At 41.1% G+C, this 13,856-nt stretch carries 12 protein-coding genes, 19 tRNA genes and 1 rRNA gene (1 of these 32 running past the window's edge); 4 read left to right on the top strand and 28 right to left on the bottom strand.

Annotated features, from left to right (window positions below; all coding sequences use genetic code 11):
• Nucleotides 1-57: 57 nt before the first annotated feature.
• The 3 genes from NSS70_RS05445 to NSS70_RS05435 form a co-directional block, all read right to left on the bottom strand.
• Complete coding sequence (locus NSS70_RS05445; protein WP_063386567.1) at nt 58-384, bottom strand: hypothetical protein; 327 nt, start codon at nt 382-384, stop codon at nt 58-60.
• Between the two features lie 94 nt (nt 385-478).
• On the bottom strand, nt 479-922 hold the full coding sequence (locus NSS70_RS05440; protein WP_063386566.1) for a Dps family protein: 444 nt from the start codon (nt 920-922) through the stop codon (nt 479-481).
• Nucleotides 923-1,018: 96 nt separating this feature from the next.
• Nucleotides 1,019-1,492, bottom strand: a complete 474-nt coding sequence (locus NSS70_RS05435; RefSeq protein WP_063386565.1) for an S-ribosylhomocysteine lyase — start codon at nt 1,490-1,492, stop codon at nt 1,019-1,021.
• A 118-nt stretch (nt 1,493-1,610) separates the two neighbouring features.
• Here NSS70_RS05435 and yidD point away from each other — a divergent pair, with 118 nt between their 5' ends.
• Both yidD and NSS70_RS05425 read left to right on the top strand, forming a co-directional pair.
• Entirely contained in the window at nt 1,611-1,844 is a 234-nt protein-coding gene (gene yidD, locus NSS70_RS05430) for a membrane protein insertion efficiency factor YidD (RefSeq protein ID WP_375338802.1), read from the top strand.
• A gap of 58 nt (nt 1,845-1,902) precedes the next feature.
• Nucleotides 1,903-2,091: a hypothetical protein gene (locus NSS70_RS05425; RefSeq protein ID WP_063386563.1), complete on the top strand. Its 189-nt coding sequence runs from the start codon at nt 1,903-1,905 to the stop codon at nt 2,089-2,091.
• A gap of 7 nt (nt 2,092-2,098) precedes the next feature.
• Here NSS70_RS05425 and NSS70_RS05420 read toward each other — a convergent pair whose 3' ends face one another.
• The 5 genes from NSS70_RS05420 to NSS70_RS05400 form a co-directional block, all read right to left on the bottom strand.
• Nucleotides 2,099-3,553, bottom strand: coding sequence for an o-succinylbenzoate--CoA ligase (locus tag NSS70_RS05420; RefSeq protein WP_339199041.1), 1,455 nt, complete (start codon nt 3,551-3,553; stop codon nt 2,099-2,101).
• 67 nt (nt 3,554-3,620) lie between these two features.
• Nucleotides 3,621-4,439 carry a 1,4-dihydroxy-2-naphthoyl-CoA synthase gene (gene menB / locus NSS70_RS05415; protein WP_063386561.1) on the bottom strand — a complete coding sequence of 273 codons (819 nt, stop codon included), beginning with the start codon at nt 4,437-4,439 and terminating at the stop codon, nt 3,621-3,623.
• A 12-nt stretch (nt 4,440-4,451) separates the two neighbouring features.
• Complete coding sequence (gene menH / locus NSS70_RS05410) at nt 4,452-5,273, bottom strand: 2-succinyl-6-hydroxy-2,4-cyclohexadiene-1-carboxylate synthase (protein ID WP_445206406.1); 822 nt, start codon at nt 5,271-5,273, stop codon at nt 4,452-4,454.
• The gene (gene menD, locus NSS70_RS05405; RefSeq protein ID WP_144596700.1) at nt 5,270-7,000 is read right to left on the bottom strand and encodes a 2-succinyl-5-enolpyruvyl-6-hydroxy-3-cyclohexene-1-carboxylic-acid synthase; all 1,731 of its coding nucleotides are present in this window, start codon (nt 6,998-7,000) and stop codon (nt 5,270-5,272) included. The genes menH and menD overlap by 4 nt, the downstream gene beginning before the upstream one ends.
• Nucleotides 6,990-8,411 (bottom strand): isochorismate synthase, encoded by a 1,422-nt coding sequence (locus NSS70_RS05400; RefSeq protein WP_340881041.1) that lies wholly within the window; start codon nt 8,409-8,411, stop codon nt 6,990-6,992. The genes menD and NSS70_RS05400 overlap by 11 nt, the downstream gene beginning before the upstream one ends.
• 241 nt (nt 8,412-8,652) lie before the next feature.
• Between NSS70_RS05400 and NSS70_RS05395 the strand changes: the two genes are divergently transcribed.
• Together NSS70_RS05395 and NSS70_RS05390 are read left to right on the top strand one after the other, a co-directional pair.
• Nucleotides 8,653-9,594 (top strand): 1,4-dihydroxy-2-naphthoate polyprenyltransferase, encoded by a 942-nt coding sequence (locus NSS70_RS05395; RefSeq protein ID WP_063386558.1) that lies wholly within the window; start codon nt 8,653-8,655, stop codon nt 9,592-9,594.
• A 374-nt stretch (nt 9,595-9,968) separates the two neighbouring features.
• Entirely contained in the window at nt 9,969-10,721 is a 753-nt protein-coding gene (locus NSS70_RS05390) for a TraR/DksA C4-type zinc finger protein (protein WP_339194539.1), read from the top strand.
• A gap of 60 nt (nt 10,722-10,781) precedes the next feature.
• Here the strand turns inward: NSS70_RS05390 and NSS70_RS05385 are convergent.
• From NSS70_RS05385 to NSS70_RS05290, 20 genes are all read right to left on the bottom strand, one after another.
• Nucleotides 10,782-10,853 (bottom strand) — tRNA-Asn (locus NSS70_RS05385).
• 99 nt (nt 10,854-10,952) lie between these two features.
• A tRNA-Ile gene (locus NSS70_RS05380) sits at nt 10,953-11,026 on the bottom strand.
• A gap of 6 nt (nt 11,027-11,032) precedes the next feature.
• Nucleotides 11,033-11,103, bottom strand: a tRNA-Gly gene (locus NSS70_RS05375).
• Between the two features lie 228 nt (nt 11,104-11,331).
• A tRNA-His gene (locus NSS70_RS05370) sits at nt 11,332-11,407 on the bottom strand.
• A gap of 17 nt (nt 11,408-11,424) precedes the next feature.
• Nucleotides 11,425-11,497, bottom strand: a tRNA-Phe gene (locus NSS70_RS05365).
• Between the two features lie 110 nt (nt 11,498-11,607).
• A tRNA-Asp gene (locus NSS70_RS05360) sits at nt 11,608-11,683 on the bottom strand.
• Between the two features lie 2 nt (nt 11,684-11,685).
• Nucleotides 11,686-11,762, bottom strand: a tRNA-Met gene (locus NSS70_RS05355).
• A 10-nt stretch (nt 11,763-11,772) separates the two neighbouring features.
• A tRNA-Ser gene (locus NSS70_RS05350) sits at nt 11,773-11,862 on the bottom strand.
• Nucleotides 11,863-11,874: 12 nt separating this feature from the next.
• Nucleotides 11,875-11,951, bottom strand: a tRNA-Ile gene (locus tag NSS70_RS05345).
• Nucleotides 11,952-11,957: 6 nt separating this feature from the next.
• A tRNA-Met gene (locus tag NSS70_RS05340) sits at nt 11,958-12,031 on the bottom strand.
• A 10-nt stretch (nt 12,032-12,041) separates the two neighbouring features.
• A tRNA-Ala gene (locus tag NSS70_RS05335) sits at nt 12,042-12,114 on the bottom strand.
• A gap of 11 nt (nt 12,115-12,125) precedes the next feature.
• Nucleotides 12,126-12,202: transfer RNA gene (locus NSS70_RS05330), tRNA-Pro, on the bottom strand.
• A gap of 3 nt (nt 12,203-12,205) precedes the next feature.
• A tRNA-Arg gene (locus NSS70_RS05325) sits at nt 12,206-12,282 on the bottom strand.
• A gap of 5 nt (nt 12,283-12,287) precedes the next feature.
• Nucleotides 12,288-12,376 (bottom strand) — tRNA-Leu (locus NSS70_RS05320).
• A 7-nt stretch (nt 12,377-12,383) separates the two neighbouring features.
• Nucleotides 12,384-12,455 (bottom strand) — tRNA-Gly (locus NSS70_RS05315).
• Between the two features lie 6 nt (nt 12,456-12,461).
• Nucleotides 12,462-12,543 (bottom strand) — tRNA-Leu (locus tag NSS70_RS05310).
• Nucleotides 12,544-12,550: 7 nt separating this feature from the next.
• A tRNA-Lys gene (locus tag NSS70_RS05305) sits at nt 12,551-12,626 on the bottom strand.
• A gap of 317 nt (nt 12,627-12,943) precedes the next feature.
• Nucleotides 12,944-13,016 (bottom strand) — tRNA-Thr (locus tag NSS70_RS05300).
• A 159-nt stretch (nt 13,017-13,175) separates the two neighbouring features.
• Nucleotides 13,176-13,251, bottom strand: a tRNA-Val gene (locus NSS70_RS05295).
• Nucleotides 13,252-13,347: 96 nt separating this feature from the next.
• Nucleotides 13,348-13,856 (bottom strand): 23S ribosomal RNA (locus NSS70_RS05290) (it continues 2,424 nt past the right edge of the window).

Here is a 13,856-nt window from a genome sequence, read left to right as displayed (position 1 = left end):
CCTCTACTCCCATTTATCTGTTTTCATCATAACATATGGAAAAGAGGATTGTATAACTTATTCTTGATTATGCATAAGACCCATTGAAGCAATATGTTTTCTAGCTTCTTCGTCGCCATGCTTATAAATGAATTCATATACTTTTTTTGTTAAAGCATCAATCGCATCATTTTCCTTGTCATAATGATACTGTATATACGGAACATGCGCCCGGAAGAAATTTTGCCAGCTGGTAGAATGAATCTGATCGAAATACTCCCGTAACTCCGTAATTTCCTCATCATTGGCAGAAATTTGAAAATCCCACGGAGATGCTTCTCTGCTTTGGGAAATCTCACCGCTAGCTACTGATATATAATAGGTTTTTTTTGGATTTTCGGACATTTATATCCCCCTCCTCTTTTTAAGTATTGCCTTATCAAAGAAAAATATTTATAAAAAAAGGCTGCCTAACGCAGCCAAAAGAGGAAGGATATAATTATTTTCCAAGGAATGACTTTAACATCCAGTTATGTTTTTCAAGATTCACTTTAATATCGAGAAGCATGTCACCAGTTGCTTCGTCATTCACTTCTTCAGCAACTTTGATTCCTTTGTCCAAATCTTGAATGATGGCGGAAAAGTCGTCAACAACTGCCTGCACCATTTGTTCTGCAGTTTCAACGCCTTCTGCTTCTTTAATAGAGGAGATTTCTAGGCTTTCTCTAATCGTAGCAACAGGTTTAGCGCCCAAAGCTAAAAGTCTTTCCGCTAATTCGTCAATATAACCAGCAGCTTCATTGTACAGCTCTTCAAACTTTTCATGGAGAACGAAAAATTGGTCTCCTTTTACATTCCAATGAAAGTTATGTAATTTTACATAAAGTACCGTCCAATCCGCAATTTGTTTATTTACGATTTGAAATAAATCTTGTTTAGACATAATCCCATCTCCTTTTTATTTAATCTTTTAGTTATACAGTACCCCTTTTTTGCACTCTTAAAACTATAAAAAAAGTTGCATCATTGCGTGTAGCTGTTAGCTGAACACTTTTTCCAAATCCTCTTTACTATGCTTTAGCCAATATTCCATGAGCTTTTTGGCGCCTTCTAAATCATGAAGCTTCGCTTGGCCGCATTGCAGTTCGTTTGCGGCAGGCACTTCTGTCTGCTCTACAGCATCTTTCATTGTCTCTTCCAATAAATCAATGATTTCTTTTACGGTCGGTTCCCCGCTAACGACTAAATAAAAGCCTGTTTGACACCCCATTGGAGAAATATCAATGATATCAAAGTGATCATATTTTTCCGCATATTTGCGAATTGTAAATGCCAGAAGATGCTCCAATGTGTGAATAGCATCCGGTTTCATTGCCTGCTTATTCGGCTGGCAGAAGCGGATATCAAATTTGTTAACTACTCCATCCGTGCCGACTTTATGTACTCCGCAATGTCTGACATACGGTGCTTGCACTTTTGTATGATCCAGTTCAAAACTCTCCACTGAAGGCATTCCCATCACTCCTTACATTTTCTTAGTTTCCATTTTAACACAAAATTTTATAACATACATTTATGTTAAAATGTTGTCAAGATTCCAGAAAAAAGAGGTGCTTGCTGTGAAATCTGTCATGATCGCCCTTATCCGTTTTTATCAAATCTTTATCTCCCCGTTAAAGCCGCCTTCGTGCCGCTTTTACCCAACATGCTCTGAATACGGGCTTGAAGCAGTGAAGCGTTTCGGAGCTGTCAAAGGCGGCTTTCTGACAGTAAAACGAATCTTGAAATGCCACCCGTTTCACCCGGGAGGATTTGACCCTGTCCCGGAAATTGAAAAAGATATAAATAAAAAAACGAGTGAATAAATGAAAAATAATGCAAAATACTACAATTATCAAATAAAGCTAAAGGGGAGCAAAAGATATGGAAAATATGATCGCTCAATTTAAACATGAAGTGAATAATGCAACAGAAGAGACGTTCCATTCTTCTGTTTGTTCTTTTTTAAATTTGTGGAGCTATGAATACGGCTCGTTCGAACATTTGCCAAACGAAATCCACCACTTATTGCATATTAGCCAATATGATATTTTAACTGTCGATCATGAATAGCCAAAAACTACAGCCATTCTTTTAGTTTTCTCCTGAGCAGCTTTTTAGATGCATTTCGTGGCAGAGATTCAACAAATGTAAATCCTTTTGGAACTTTGTATTTTGCCAGCTTTTTCAAACAAAATTGCCTTAATTCTTCTTCAGACACCTCTTCGCTTCGGACGACAAAAGCATGGGGAACTTTTCCCCATTTTTTATTTTCTTTTCCTACCACTCCTACATCTTTTACGGAAGGATGCGACAAAATAACTGCTTCAACCTCCGCCGGATAAATGTTTTCTCCTCCCGAAACAATTAAATCGGATCGGCGGTCCAATACATATAAAAATCCTTCTTCATCCAGATAGCCTAAATCTCCAGTATAAAACCAGCCGTCACGTATAGCTTCGTTTGTTGCGTCTGGACGATGTAAATACCCCGGTGTAACATTCGGTCCTTTTACTACAATTTCTCCCTCTTCATTAGGGGAGCAGGCCCTGCCGTCTGCTACGATCCGAATTTGAGCTGGAAACAACGGTTTTCCCGCAGATCCGAGTTTTGAAAAGCAAAATTCAGGGGCTAATGTGGCAATTTGCGAACACGTTTCCGTCATCCCATATGTTTGAAAAACGGGAATTTCTTTTTCACGGCATTGTTCAAGAATCGGCCGCGGGGCAGGACCTCCTCCTAAAAGCATGCAGCGAAACGATTTCGGATACGTGTCACTTCCTAATTCCTGCAGCATGTCATTCAGCATGGCCGTAACGACGGAAGCAATCGTAACTCCTTCATTTTTGATCGCTCTGTTTGCTTCTTTCGCTGAAAATGAAGAATGGAGAACAATTCCGATTCCATAAATGACGCTGCGCATCAAAATTGACAGTCCGCTTATATGAAAAAGAGGAACTGCCAAAAGCCAGCAATCGCCGTCCTTCAGTCCAAGATTCAGCACAGAACCGATCGCACTCCACCAATGATTCCCAAATGTTTGCTGAACTCCTTTCGGTTTTCCTGTTGTTCCAGACGTATACATAATCGTTGCCACGTCATCTAAAATAAAGCTGTCATCTAATGCTGCTTCCTTTTCATCACAAAGCTTCAACTCTGATAATGTCATAACTTTTTTACCGGGAAAATGAACCGATAATTCATCATCACAGATAACGCATTTTATATTCGCATCATTTATTTGCCATAATAATTCTTCAGCTGTTAGTCTAGTATTCAAAAGAACATTGACTGCACCGAGATACATTAAAGCATGAATATTAATGACCATTTCTAAGCTGTTTTTCATTAAAAGCCCGACTGTATCTCCACGCTTGATATCTATTTGATGCAGCTGTCTTGCTCTTTTTTCAACAAGCTGATGCAAGTCCAAAAATGAATAATTTTTCCCCTCATAACGAATAGCCAATCGGTCCGGAGTCAAAAAAGCTCGCTGTTTAAGCCAATTCGGTGTTTCATTTCGATTTGCACTCATGTCTTAACACCTCGATTATTGCACAATAAAGCAGCTCGATGCATCGCCATCAAGCTGCTTGTACTTTTTAAGGGAAACGCGGGAATTGTTTGAAATCAGGTTTTCTTTTCTCTTTAAATGCATCTCGTCCTTCTTTCGCTTCATCTGTTGTATAATACAATAATGTCGCATCCCCCGCAAATTGTTGGAGACCGGCGAGACCATCTGTATCTGCATTAAATGCAGCTTTCAAGAAGCGAATAGCAGTTGGACTTTTTTCCAAAATTTCTTCACACCATTTGACAGTTTCCTCTTCAAGCTGCTCTAATGGGACAACTTTGTTGACTAAGCCCATCTCATAAGCTTCCTGCGCATTATATTGACGGCATAAATACCATATTTCACGAGCTCTTTTCGTACCAACAAGCCGGGCAAGCAGTCCCACTCCATATCCCGCATCAAAGCTTCCAACTTTTGGGCCTGTTTGTCCGAAAATTGCATTCTCTGATGCGATCGTTAAATCACACACGACATGCAGAACATGTCCTCCTCCAATTGCATATCCGTTCACCATTGCAATAACCGGTTTTGGAATCACCCGAATAAGCCGTTGCAAATCCAAAACGTTTAATCTAGGAATTTTATCATCCCCGACGTATCCGCCATGCCCCCGCACTTTTTGATCTCCGCCTGAGCAAAACGCTTTATCACCAGCACCTGTCAAAATAATTACACCAATTTTATCATCGTCCCGCGCATAGGAAAAAGCATCGATCATTTCCGCGACCGTTTTTGGTGTGAATGCATTATGTACATGAGGACGATTCATCGTAATTTTTGCTATCCCATTATACGTTTCATAAATGATTTCATCATATTCTCGTTCTTTTACCCAAGGAAATCCCATTTTTATCCTCCTTTAATATGTAGAAAAATGTTGGAGAAACTCATCTACTATTTTACCAAAAAATTTTGACTGTTCCACATGAACTGCATGTCCGGCTTGCGGCACGACCTTTAATTCAGAGCAAGGAATCAATTGGTTCATTTCTTTCATAATTTTGCAAAACTTAAGATCCCTTTCACCGCAAATTAATAATGTAGGGATGTTGAAACTTTTTAATGCTCCCCACCATGAAGGTTGAACGCCAGTTCCCATTCCTTTTAAACTGTTTGCCAATCCAATTGCATTATTTTTCAGCCGGTCCTTTCTTATTTTGTCCTTGACGGCAGGCGGGAGAGACTTTTGCGTTAAAAACAAAGGGATATTTTCCCAATGTTGGACAAATGCCGCAACCCCTTCGTCCAAAATCATTTGGGCAAGTTGTTCGTCCTGCAGCCTTCTCGTCTCTCGTTCCTTTTCAGTTTTTAATCCAGGAGAACTGCTTTCCAATATTAAAGTCTTCACAAATTCCGGCTGTCTCATTGCAAAGCTCAATGCCAATCTTCCGCCCATTGAATACCCGAGCACATGCGCTTTTCGAATATTGAATGAAAGGAATATTTCTTTTAAATCTTCAACTGCTTCTTCCATCCGATATCTTTCAGGATTTTCAGGCGAATCTGTTTGACCATGGCCGATGATGTCGATAAGTACTAGCTGGTATTTTTTTAAACTATTTTTCAAAAATCCCCAGGTTTCTCCGCTTCCTGTAAAACCATGAAGGAGAACAAGTGGCTCCCCCTTTCCAAACGTTTCAGCCCAATAATTCACATTTCGAACGGCCAATTTTCCCATCATAACATCCTTTCTATTTCCCAGGAAACAGAACGAAGCCATTTTCTCTGTTCGTTGACTCGTGTATGTCGATTGGTCGGGATTTCAATAATATTTAATCCATCTCTATTCATGCAGAATTGAAACTCGCTTCTGAATTCTTCCCAAGTGGAAATTTTTTTATAATGTGCACTATATAAGCTGGCTGCATATTGAAAATCTAAATTGGTCGGGGTGCCAAACAATTGTTCAAAATGCGTCTTTTCATCCGCCTGCGGCAAAAATGAAAAAATGCCGCCGCCGTTATTATTAATTAATAAAACAGTTAAGTTCAATTTATTTTGTTTTGCAGCAAGGAGTCCATTTAAATCATGATAAAATGATAAATCCCCTATGATTAAAATAGTTTTTTCATGACTAGCTGCAGAAACCCCAAGGGCTGTCGAAACGACTCCGTCAATTCCATTCGCTCCCCGGTTGGCATAAACCGTAATATTTTTATCACTGTTATGGAAAAACGTGTCGACATCTCGAATCGGCATGCTGTTTCCTACAAATACATTGCAGCGATCCGGGAGCAATTTTTGCAATTCGACATATACCGTTCCTTCAAATAAAGAATCTTCCTCAATGACCGGCGTTGACAAATATTCTCGAAAGAGATTGTTTACTTGTTTCCATTTTTTACACCAGGATGTTTCCTGTTTATCTTTACATTTTTTGATCAGCATTTCACATAAATAGGCTTCATCACTGTGAACATGTTCTGCTGATAAAGTAGGATCACGATAACCGCCATCACCATCAACCACAATTTGCTTTATTTCAGGATGGTCTCTTAACAATAGAAACAGCGGTTTTGAGACGGGCATTGCACCAAAACGAAGGACGACATCAGGTTTCAGATACGCTTTCTTTCCCATCGTTTTTAAAATGGAATCATAACAATCAATAATATAATGTTTAGAATGTTCGCCAAAGCGTAAATTGGACAACGGATCCGCTAATATCGGGAATTTCAATTTCTCTGCTAGTGCCAAAACTTGTTCACGAAACTCTTTGTTATGTAATTCCCCGCATACAATAAGTCCTTTCTCGCTTGAATCGATTTCATCCACAATCCGTTCAATTTGCTCATGTTCAACCAGCTTTTTTGTTTCCACCACTGGCTCAATATGAAGAGACTTCTGCAATTGATGGATTTTCGATAGATCGGGCAAAAGCGGCTCTCGGAAAGGTAAGTTGATATGGACTGGTCCTTTCGGATTTTCATTTGCAGTTTGGACCGCCCGTTGAGCGATATTTTTTATATATAACAGCATCGTTTGACTGCTTTCAGGAAGAGCGCAATCAACAAACCATTTCACATAGTTCGAATACAGATGAATTTGATCAATTGCTTGTGGAGCTCCAATATCCCGCAGCTCATGAGGTCTGTCAGCCGTTAAAATCACAAGAGGGATGCGTGAATAATGGGCTTCTATGATAGCTGGATAATAGTTTGCTGCAGCTGTTCCTGATGTGCAAAGCAAAGCAATTGGTTTTCTTTGTTTTTTAGCCAATCCAAGAGCAAAAAAACCTGCAGATCGTTCATCAATATTAATATAAGTATGTATTTTCGGATGCTCTGCAAATGTGATCGCAAGCGGGGTAGATCGTGAACCTGGGCTAATTACAACTTCAGAAATACCTTTTGTAATTAATCCATTTACAAATGCAATGACATAGTCAGATAGATTTTTATTTTTCATTCAGTTTTCCCCCTAATGCATGCTGCATAGGTCCAAATTTGATTTCTGTCTCCCTGTATTCCTCTTCCGGCTTCGAATCTCCAACAATCCCGCATCCTGCATACAAATAAGCTTTTTGCTCATCCAGCAGACCTGAACGGATCGCAACGACAAATTCTCCGTTGTCCTGATCATCCATCCATCCAACCGGAGCAGCATACCAGCCTCTCTCTAAAGGTTCTTCATTGCGAATAAATGCTAGAGCAGCATCTTTCGGATAGCCGCCAAGCGCAGGGGTCGGATGCAATTTTTCTACAAAATCAATCAACGTAAAACCTTTTTTTACGGTTCCTTCAACAGGTGTATACAAATGTTGAATATTCGGCGTTTTTAAAATCGTTGGATTGTTTTGTAGTTGCACTTCTTGGCAATATTCACGGAACACTTTTTCGATCGCTTTGACAACAATTTGATGTTCATGAATGTTTTTTGTATCTGAAAGCAGCATCTGAGCGTATTCTTCGTCTGCCTCCACTGTTTTTCCTCTTTTAATTGATCCTGCTACACATGCAGACTGGACCTTTTGGTCTCTCTTGCTTACAAGCCGCTCAGGAGTTGCACCAACGAACGTTTTTCCTTCATTTTCAACAACAAATAAATAACAATTAGGCTGATGTTTTTTTAACATTGATAAAACATAATGTATATCAATCGATCCCTCAAACTCCAGCAGCATTTCCCTTGCCAATACGACTTTCTCAAAACGGTTTTGTTTTATTTGTTCTGTTGCTTTTTCAACAGCTGCCATCCACTCTTTTTTATAAAACAAACTTTCTTTTTTGATGGTAAAATTCAAAAAAGAATTTGTGTCTTCATTTTTTTTCTTTAAGGTGTATTCATATGTATTGAAATGATTTATAATTTCATTTATATCATCAGTTGATTGAATTAACCTGTTTATAGTAGCAAGTGTGTGACGGCCAATTTTTGTAATCATGAAAGAAGGTAAAGTGAATCGTGCTTCATGAAACGGTTTCCATTTTGAAGGATTCGCATTTTTTAAAGGGTCAAAAGAAAAACCCCCAAAAAGAAGCGGACCCGTTCCAATCGGATGGGCGCCTTCAATTTGTATATGCTCTTTCCAATCTTTCCACTTTGAATAAATGTCAAAAAAACGGTTGGAAAATTTTTTGTCTGTCGTCAATTCGAGCTCAACACCAATTCCACAAAGGATAAATGTACGATCAGGTGTCGCCCAATAAAATCTTTTCCCTGCATAAGCCGATTGAAAGCTTGAGAAAATCTGGAGCGGATCTTTCTCCTTGATTTCAAATACATAACTTAAAATGATTGGATGGGAATATTTTTTGACATGATTGACAGCATTCGCAACTTTATCCCTCAATGTATCTGAACATGGAATTGAAACCAAAGATGATCCCTCCATAACCGAAAAATAGCTTATATTAAGATACACCTGTTCAAAATTTATGTCAACTATATTATAGAATGACGCAATGCAAAACAACAAGCAAACAAACTGCCTCAGCTCTTTGATGGGGCTTGAGCATTTATTCCAATGAAAAACAATTGACACTCTTTCGACATTTTTCTAGACTAGGTTGTGGGGAATAGCTTTCGTTTTCAGAATGAAATAAAGGAGAGAACATATTATGCATCCTAAAACGGAGTCACATAATGTACCCATTATAAAAGCTGAACGAGGGTTTCGGGCTTGGTGGATGCTTTTAAGACCCCATACATTAACTGCAGCATTTGTCCCCGTGATTGTCGGAACTCTTTTGGCACTGCAAGTAGGACCCATTCATATTGGACTTTTTCTTACGATGCTTACTGCCTCGTTGTTAATTCAAACAGCCACAAACTTATTTAATGAATATTTCGATTATAAACGAGGTCTTGATACAGAAGAATCTGTCGGAATTGGAGGAGCAATTGTCCGAAATGGCTTCAAGCCCCAAACCGTTTTAAATTTAGCAATCACATGTATTGTTGTCTCTATCCTATTGGGAATTTACATCTGTCTCCAGTCAAGCTGGTGGTTGGCATTAGTCGGTTCAATTTGTATGGCAGTAGGATACTTATATACTGGAGGTCCATATCCAATCGCTTACACGCCGTTTGGCGAGCTAGCTTCAGGTTTATTTATGGGAGTCGTTATTATCCTTATTTCCTTTTTTATTCAGACAGGTTATCTAACTTCAACAGCTTTCATTCATTCGATCCCGATTGCGATCACGATCGGCGCCATCATGCTTGCGAATAACATAAGAGACTTAGACGGCGATAAGGAAAACGGAAGAAAAACATTAGCAATTTTGCTTGGCCGCCAGAATGCAATTCGATTTTTAGCAATTATGTTTATTGTTTCTTACTGTCTCATTTTTATTATGATCATTTTTGATTATTCCACATGGTGGTCTATTCTAGCTTTTCTTAGCATTCCAAAAGCTATTCAGGCGGTGAAGCGATTTGTCGGCAAAACAAAGCCTATTGAAATGATGCCGGCCATGAAAGCAACATCGCAAACAAACACTTTATTAGGCTTTTTGCTTGCTGCAGGTTTGCTCATAAGCACCATCATATCTCAGTAACACGATAGTATGTTTACTATCGTGTTTTTTTATTAAGCTTTACTGTGAAATTTGTTCTGTATCATCCACTCGCAATTTCAATATGCTGAGCAAATATTTTGTCCTGAAAAAACATCTCGATAGGTCACAGCCTCTTTATCGGATAGCCAGCCTGTTTCTCAGCCGAATGATGTTGTGGTAGCCTTTCAAGTGCCATCAGCTTCAAAGCATAGCGTTAAAAAAGGCGTGGAAGCAGCAATCCTTTCCTGACATGTTTTAAAATGATGATGAAATTTATGGCTGCAAAGGTGAATTTTTTTCATGATTTTAAAGTTATAATTTATTCCTTTTCGTCCAAAATAGCTTTAGATTCTAAAAAAGAAGGTGTCTTTCATATGGACATGGACGAAAAAAAATTAAAGGAATTTCAAAAGCAATTAATATTCATGAAAAATGAGATTGAAAAACGTTGGGATAATAACGATCATTTTCAATTGGAAAAAGGGCTGGACCATGAATCAACTGGAGAGCTTTCCAGCTACGACAATCACCCCGGAGACGATGCGACCGAACTGTATGAAAGAGAAAAAGATTTAGCATTAAATAAACATTTAGAAAAAGAATATGAAGAGATCGTTGAAGCATTAGAAAGAATTCATGAGGGTACTTACGGTACTTGTTCCGTCTGCGGAAAAAAAATTGATGAAGACCGTCTCAAAGCCATACCGACAGCCAAAACATGCAAAGAACATACTCTAGTTCAAACGATTTCTCATGAAAGACCTGTAGAGGAAGAAATACTTGATGCGACTTTTCACGGATCCTCTCAAATCGACCATGAAAATACCGCTGTTACTGAACCGTATGATTATTTTCAAGATGTTATCGAATACGGAACGTCAGAAACACCGCAAGATGTAAGAACTCCACCGTTATCGTACGGAGATATGTATAATTCCGATGATGAAATTGGATATATTGAAGATATTGAAAACTTCATTTATACAGATATTGAGGGAAAAAACGTAAACGTCTATCCGTCACATGAACATAAACGATATGAAAAAATGCTTGATGAAGAGGATTTAACAGTTTTATGGGGAGATCTTCCATTAACAGAAAAAGAACCATATACGAAAAATGATTAAAATTACAAGAAGACAAAAAAAGCGTTGCAAACTGCAACGCTTTTTTTGATTTCGAAATGACTCCGCAGGCAGGATTCGAACCTGCGACCGTTCGGTTAACAGCCGAATGCTCTACCACTGAGCTACTGCGGAATATAAAAAAAATTTAAGGCATTTTGCCAAATAGAACAGCTATTGACTGACAATTGCAGCAATGTCAATTGCCCAACTAAGCTGCTTAAAAAATAGCAATGGGCCTGAGTGGACTTGAACCACCGACCTCACGCTTATCAGGCGTGCGCTCTAACCAGCTGAGCTACAAGCCCATATTAAGCGGGTGATGGGAATCGAACCCACGACATCAGCTTGGAAGGCTGAGGTTTTACCACTAAACTACACCCGCGCGAAAATATTTATTTTTCTATTTAAATGATAAACACGCATTTTCCATGCCTCTTCCTCTTCCAGCATTGTTCGAGGATGTAAATGCGTCGAGGTAACTCGCAGATAATTCATTGAAGTGTCGCTCGTGGCTGAGGTTTTACCACTAAACTACACCCGCATAATAAGCTGATAATAGAAATAAATACTTATTTTCAATGCCATATTATCTATCTCTACTATAGGCAAATGGGGCGACTGATGGGAATCGAACCCACGAATGCCAGAGCCACAATCTGGTGCGTTAACCACTTCGCCACAGTCGCCGCAATTAATAAAACAATGGCTCGGGACGGAATCGAACCGCCGACACAAGGATTTTCAGTCCTTTGCTCTACCGACTGAGCTACCGAGCCGTAAAACTCCGATAAAAAGTTATGTACAATCCATCATTAAAGAAAGAATTCATTGACACAACCTGCTGTACTTGAAAAATTCCTCCTACAGCTGTTGAATCAATAATTAATGGCGGTCCCGACGGGAATCGAACCCGCGATCTCCTGCGTGACAGGCAGGCATGTTAACCGCTACACTACGGGACCATTGGTTGCGGGGGCAGGATTTGAACCTGCGACCTTCGGGTTATGAGCCCGACGAGCTACCGGACTGCTCCACCCCGCGATAATAATGACGGAGGAGGAGGGATTCGAACCCCCGCGCGGTTTGACCCGCCTCTCGGTTTTCAAGACCGACCCCTTCAGCCAGACTTGGGTACTCCTCCATATAATAAAGATGGTGGACCTTGCAGGATTCGAACCTGCGACCGGACGGTTATGAGCCGTCTGCTCTGACCAGCTGAGCTAAAGGTCCGAAAAATGGCGGTGGAGGGGATCGAACCCCCGACCTCACGGGTATGAACCGTACGCTCTAGCCAGCTGAGCTACACCGCCAAATTAAATATGGAGCCTAGCGGGATCGAACCGCTGACCTCCTGCGTGCAAAGCAGGCGCTCTCCCAGCTGAGCTAAGGCCCCTTTAAATTCCCTGGTCGGGAAGACAGGATTCGAACCTGCGACCCCATGGTCCCAAACCATGTGCTCTACCAAGCTGAGCTACTTCCCGATATGGCGCGCCCGAGAGGAGTCGAACCCCTAACCTTTTGATCCGTAGTCAAACGCTCTATCCAATTGAGCTACGGGCGCCAATATGGTGCCGAGGACCGGACTTGAACCGGTACGGTAGTCACCTACCGCAGGATTTTAAGTCCTGTGCGTCTGCCAATTCCGCCACCCCGGCAGAGAAAAGCGGAAGACGGGATTCGAACCCGCGACCCCCACCTTGGCAAGGTGGTGTTCTACCACTGAACTACTTCCGCGTATTATGCGGGTGGAGGGACTTGAACCCCCACGCCGTAAGGCGCTAGATCCTAAGTCTAGTGCGTCTGCCAATTCCGCCACACCCGCGTCAAAATGGTGAGCCATGGAGGATTCGAACCTCCGACCCTCTGATTAAAAGTCAGATGCTCTACCGACTGAGCTAATGGCTCATAAAAAAATTTTTTCTCCTAATCCATTTTTCATTTGTCAGATGTCCCTTCCTCTGCCAGTCTTTTCGAGGATGTTGGATGCGTCGGGACAACTCGTCGCTTATTCGATGAAGCCTTGCTCGTTGCTCTACCGACTGAGCTAATGGCTCATATAAAGTAATTTTTTCTTAAAAATCGGTCATATGCCCCTTCCTCTTCCAGTTTTCTCAAAAACGCTGGATACGTCGGGACAACTCTCTGATTGTTCGTCGAAGCATTGCTCGTTGCTCTGATGACTAATCTAAAAGTTCCTGCTCAATATGCAACACCTTTAATGATGCCGGCGAGAGGAATCGAACCCCCAACCTACTGATTACGATTCAGTTGCTCTGCCAATTGAGCTACACCGGCATGATGAATACAACAATCAATAATCAGTCTTGCTTCATTTGATCGTCGTTCCAATCTTAGAAATCTTGTCCAAGGAAAAGTTCAATTGGTACGATGAAGCAGCATGAAAGACGATATCTCGACCGTGCTTTGCCAATTGAGCTGAATCGATATACTGTATGGTGGAGGATGACGGGATCGAACCGCCGACCCCTTGCTTGTAAGGCAAGTGCTCTCCCAGCTGAGCTAATCCTCCAATTCAAAAATCACCAGAGGACATATGCAAAGTAAATAAAAGTCCATAATTCTTTCAAAACTAGATAACGGTTCCTTCACGAATAGATGCTCTTTCTTGGTTAAGTCCTCGATCGATTAGTATCCGTCAGCTCCACGTGTCACCACGCTTCCACCTCGGACCTATCTACCTCGTCATCTTCAAGGGATCTTACTCGCGTTTAGCGATGGGAAATCTCATCTTGAGGGGGGCTTCACGCTTAGATGCTTTCAGCGCTTATCCCTTCCGCACATAGCTACCCAGCGGTGCCCCTGGCGGGACAACTGGTACACCAGCGGTGCGTCCATCCCGGTCCTCTCGTACTAAGGACAGCTCCTCTCAAATTTCCTGCGCCCGCGACGGATAGGGACCGAACTGTCTCACGACGTTCTGAACCCAGCTCGCGTACCGCTTTAATGGGCGAACAGCCCAACCCTTGGGACCGACTACAGCCCCAGGATGCGATGAGCCGACATCGAGGTGCCAAACCTCCCCGTCGATGTGGACTCTTGGGGGAGATCAGCCTGTTATCCCCGGGGTAGCTTTTATCCGTTGAGCGATGGCCCTTCCATGCGGAACCACCGGAT

The sequence above is a fragment of the Aeribacillus sp. FSL K6-2848 genome, from assembly GCF_038004325.1.
Taxonomy (GTDB): Bacteria; Bacillota; Bacilli; order Bacillales; family Aeribacillaceae; genus Aeribacillus; species Aeribacillus composti.
The sequence above is the reverse complement of the archived record's forward strand: the minus strand, read 5'-3'. Positions and strand labels throughout refer to the sequence as shown.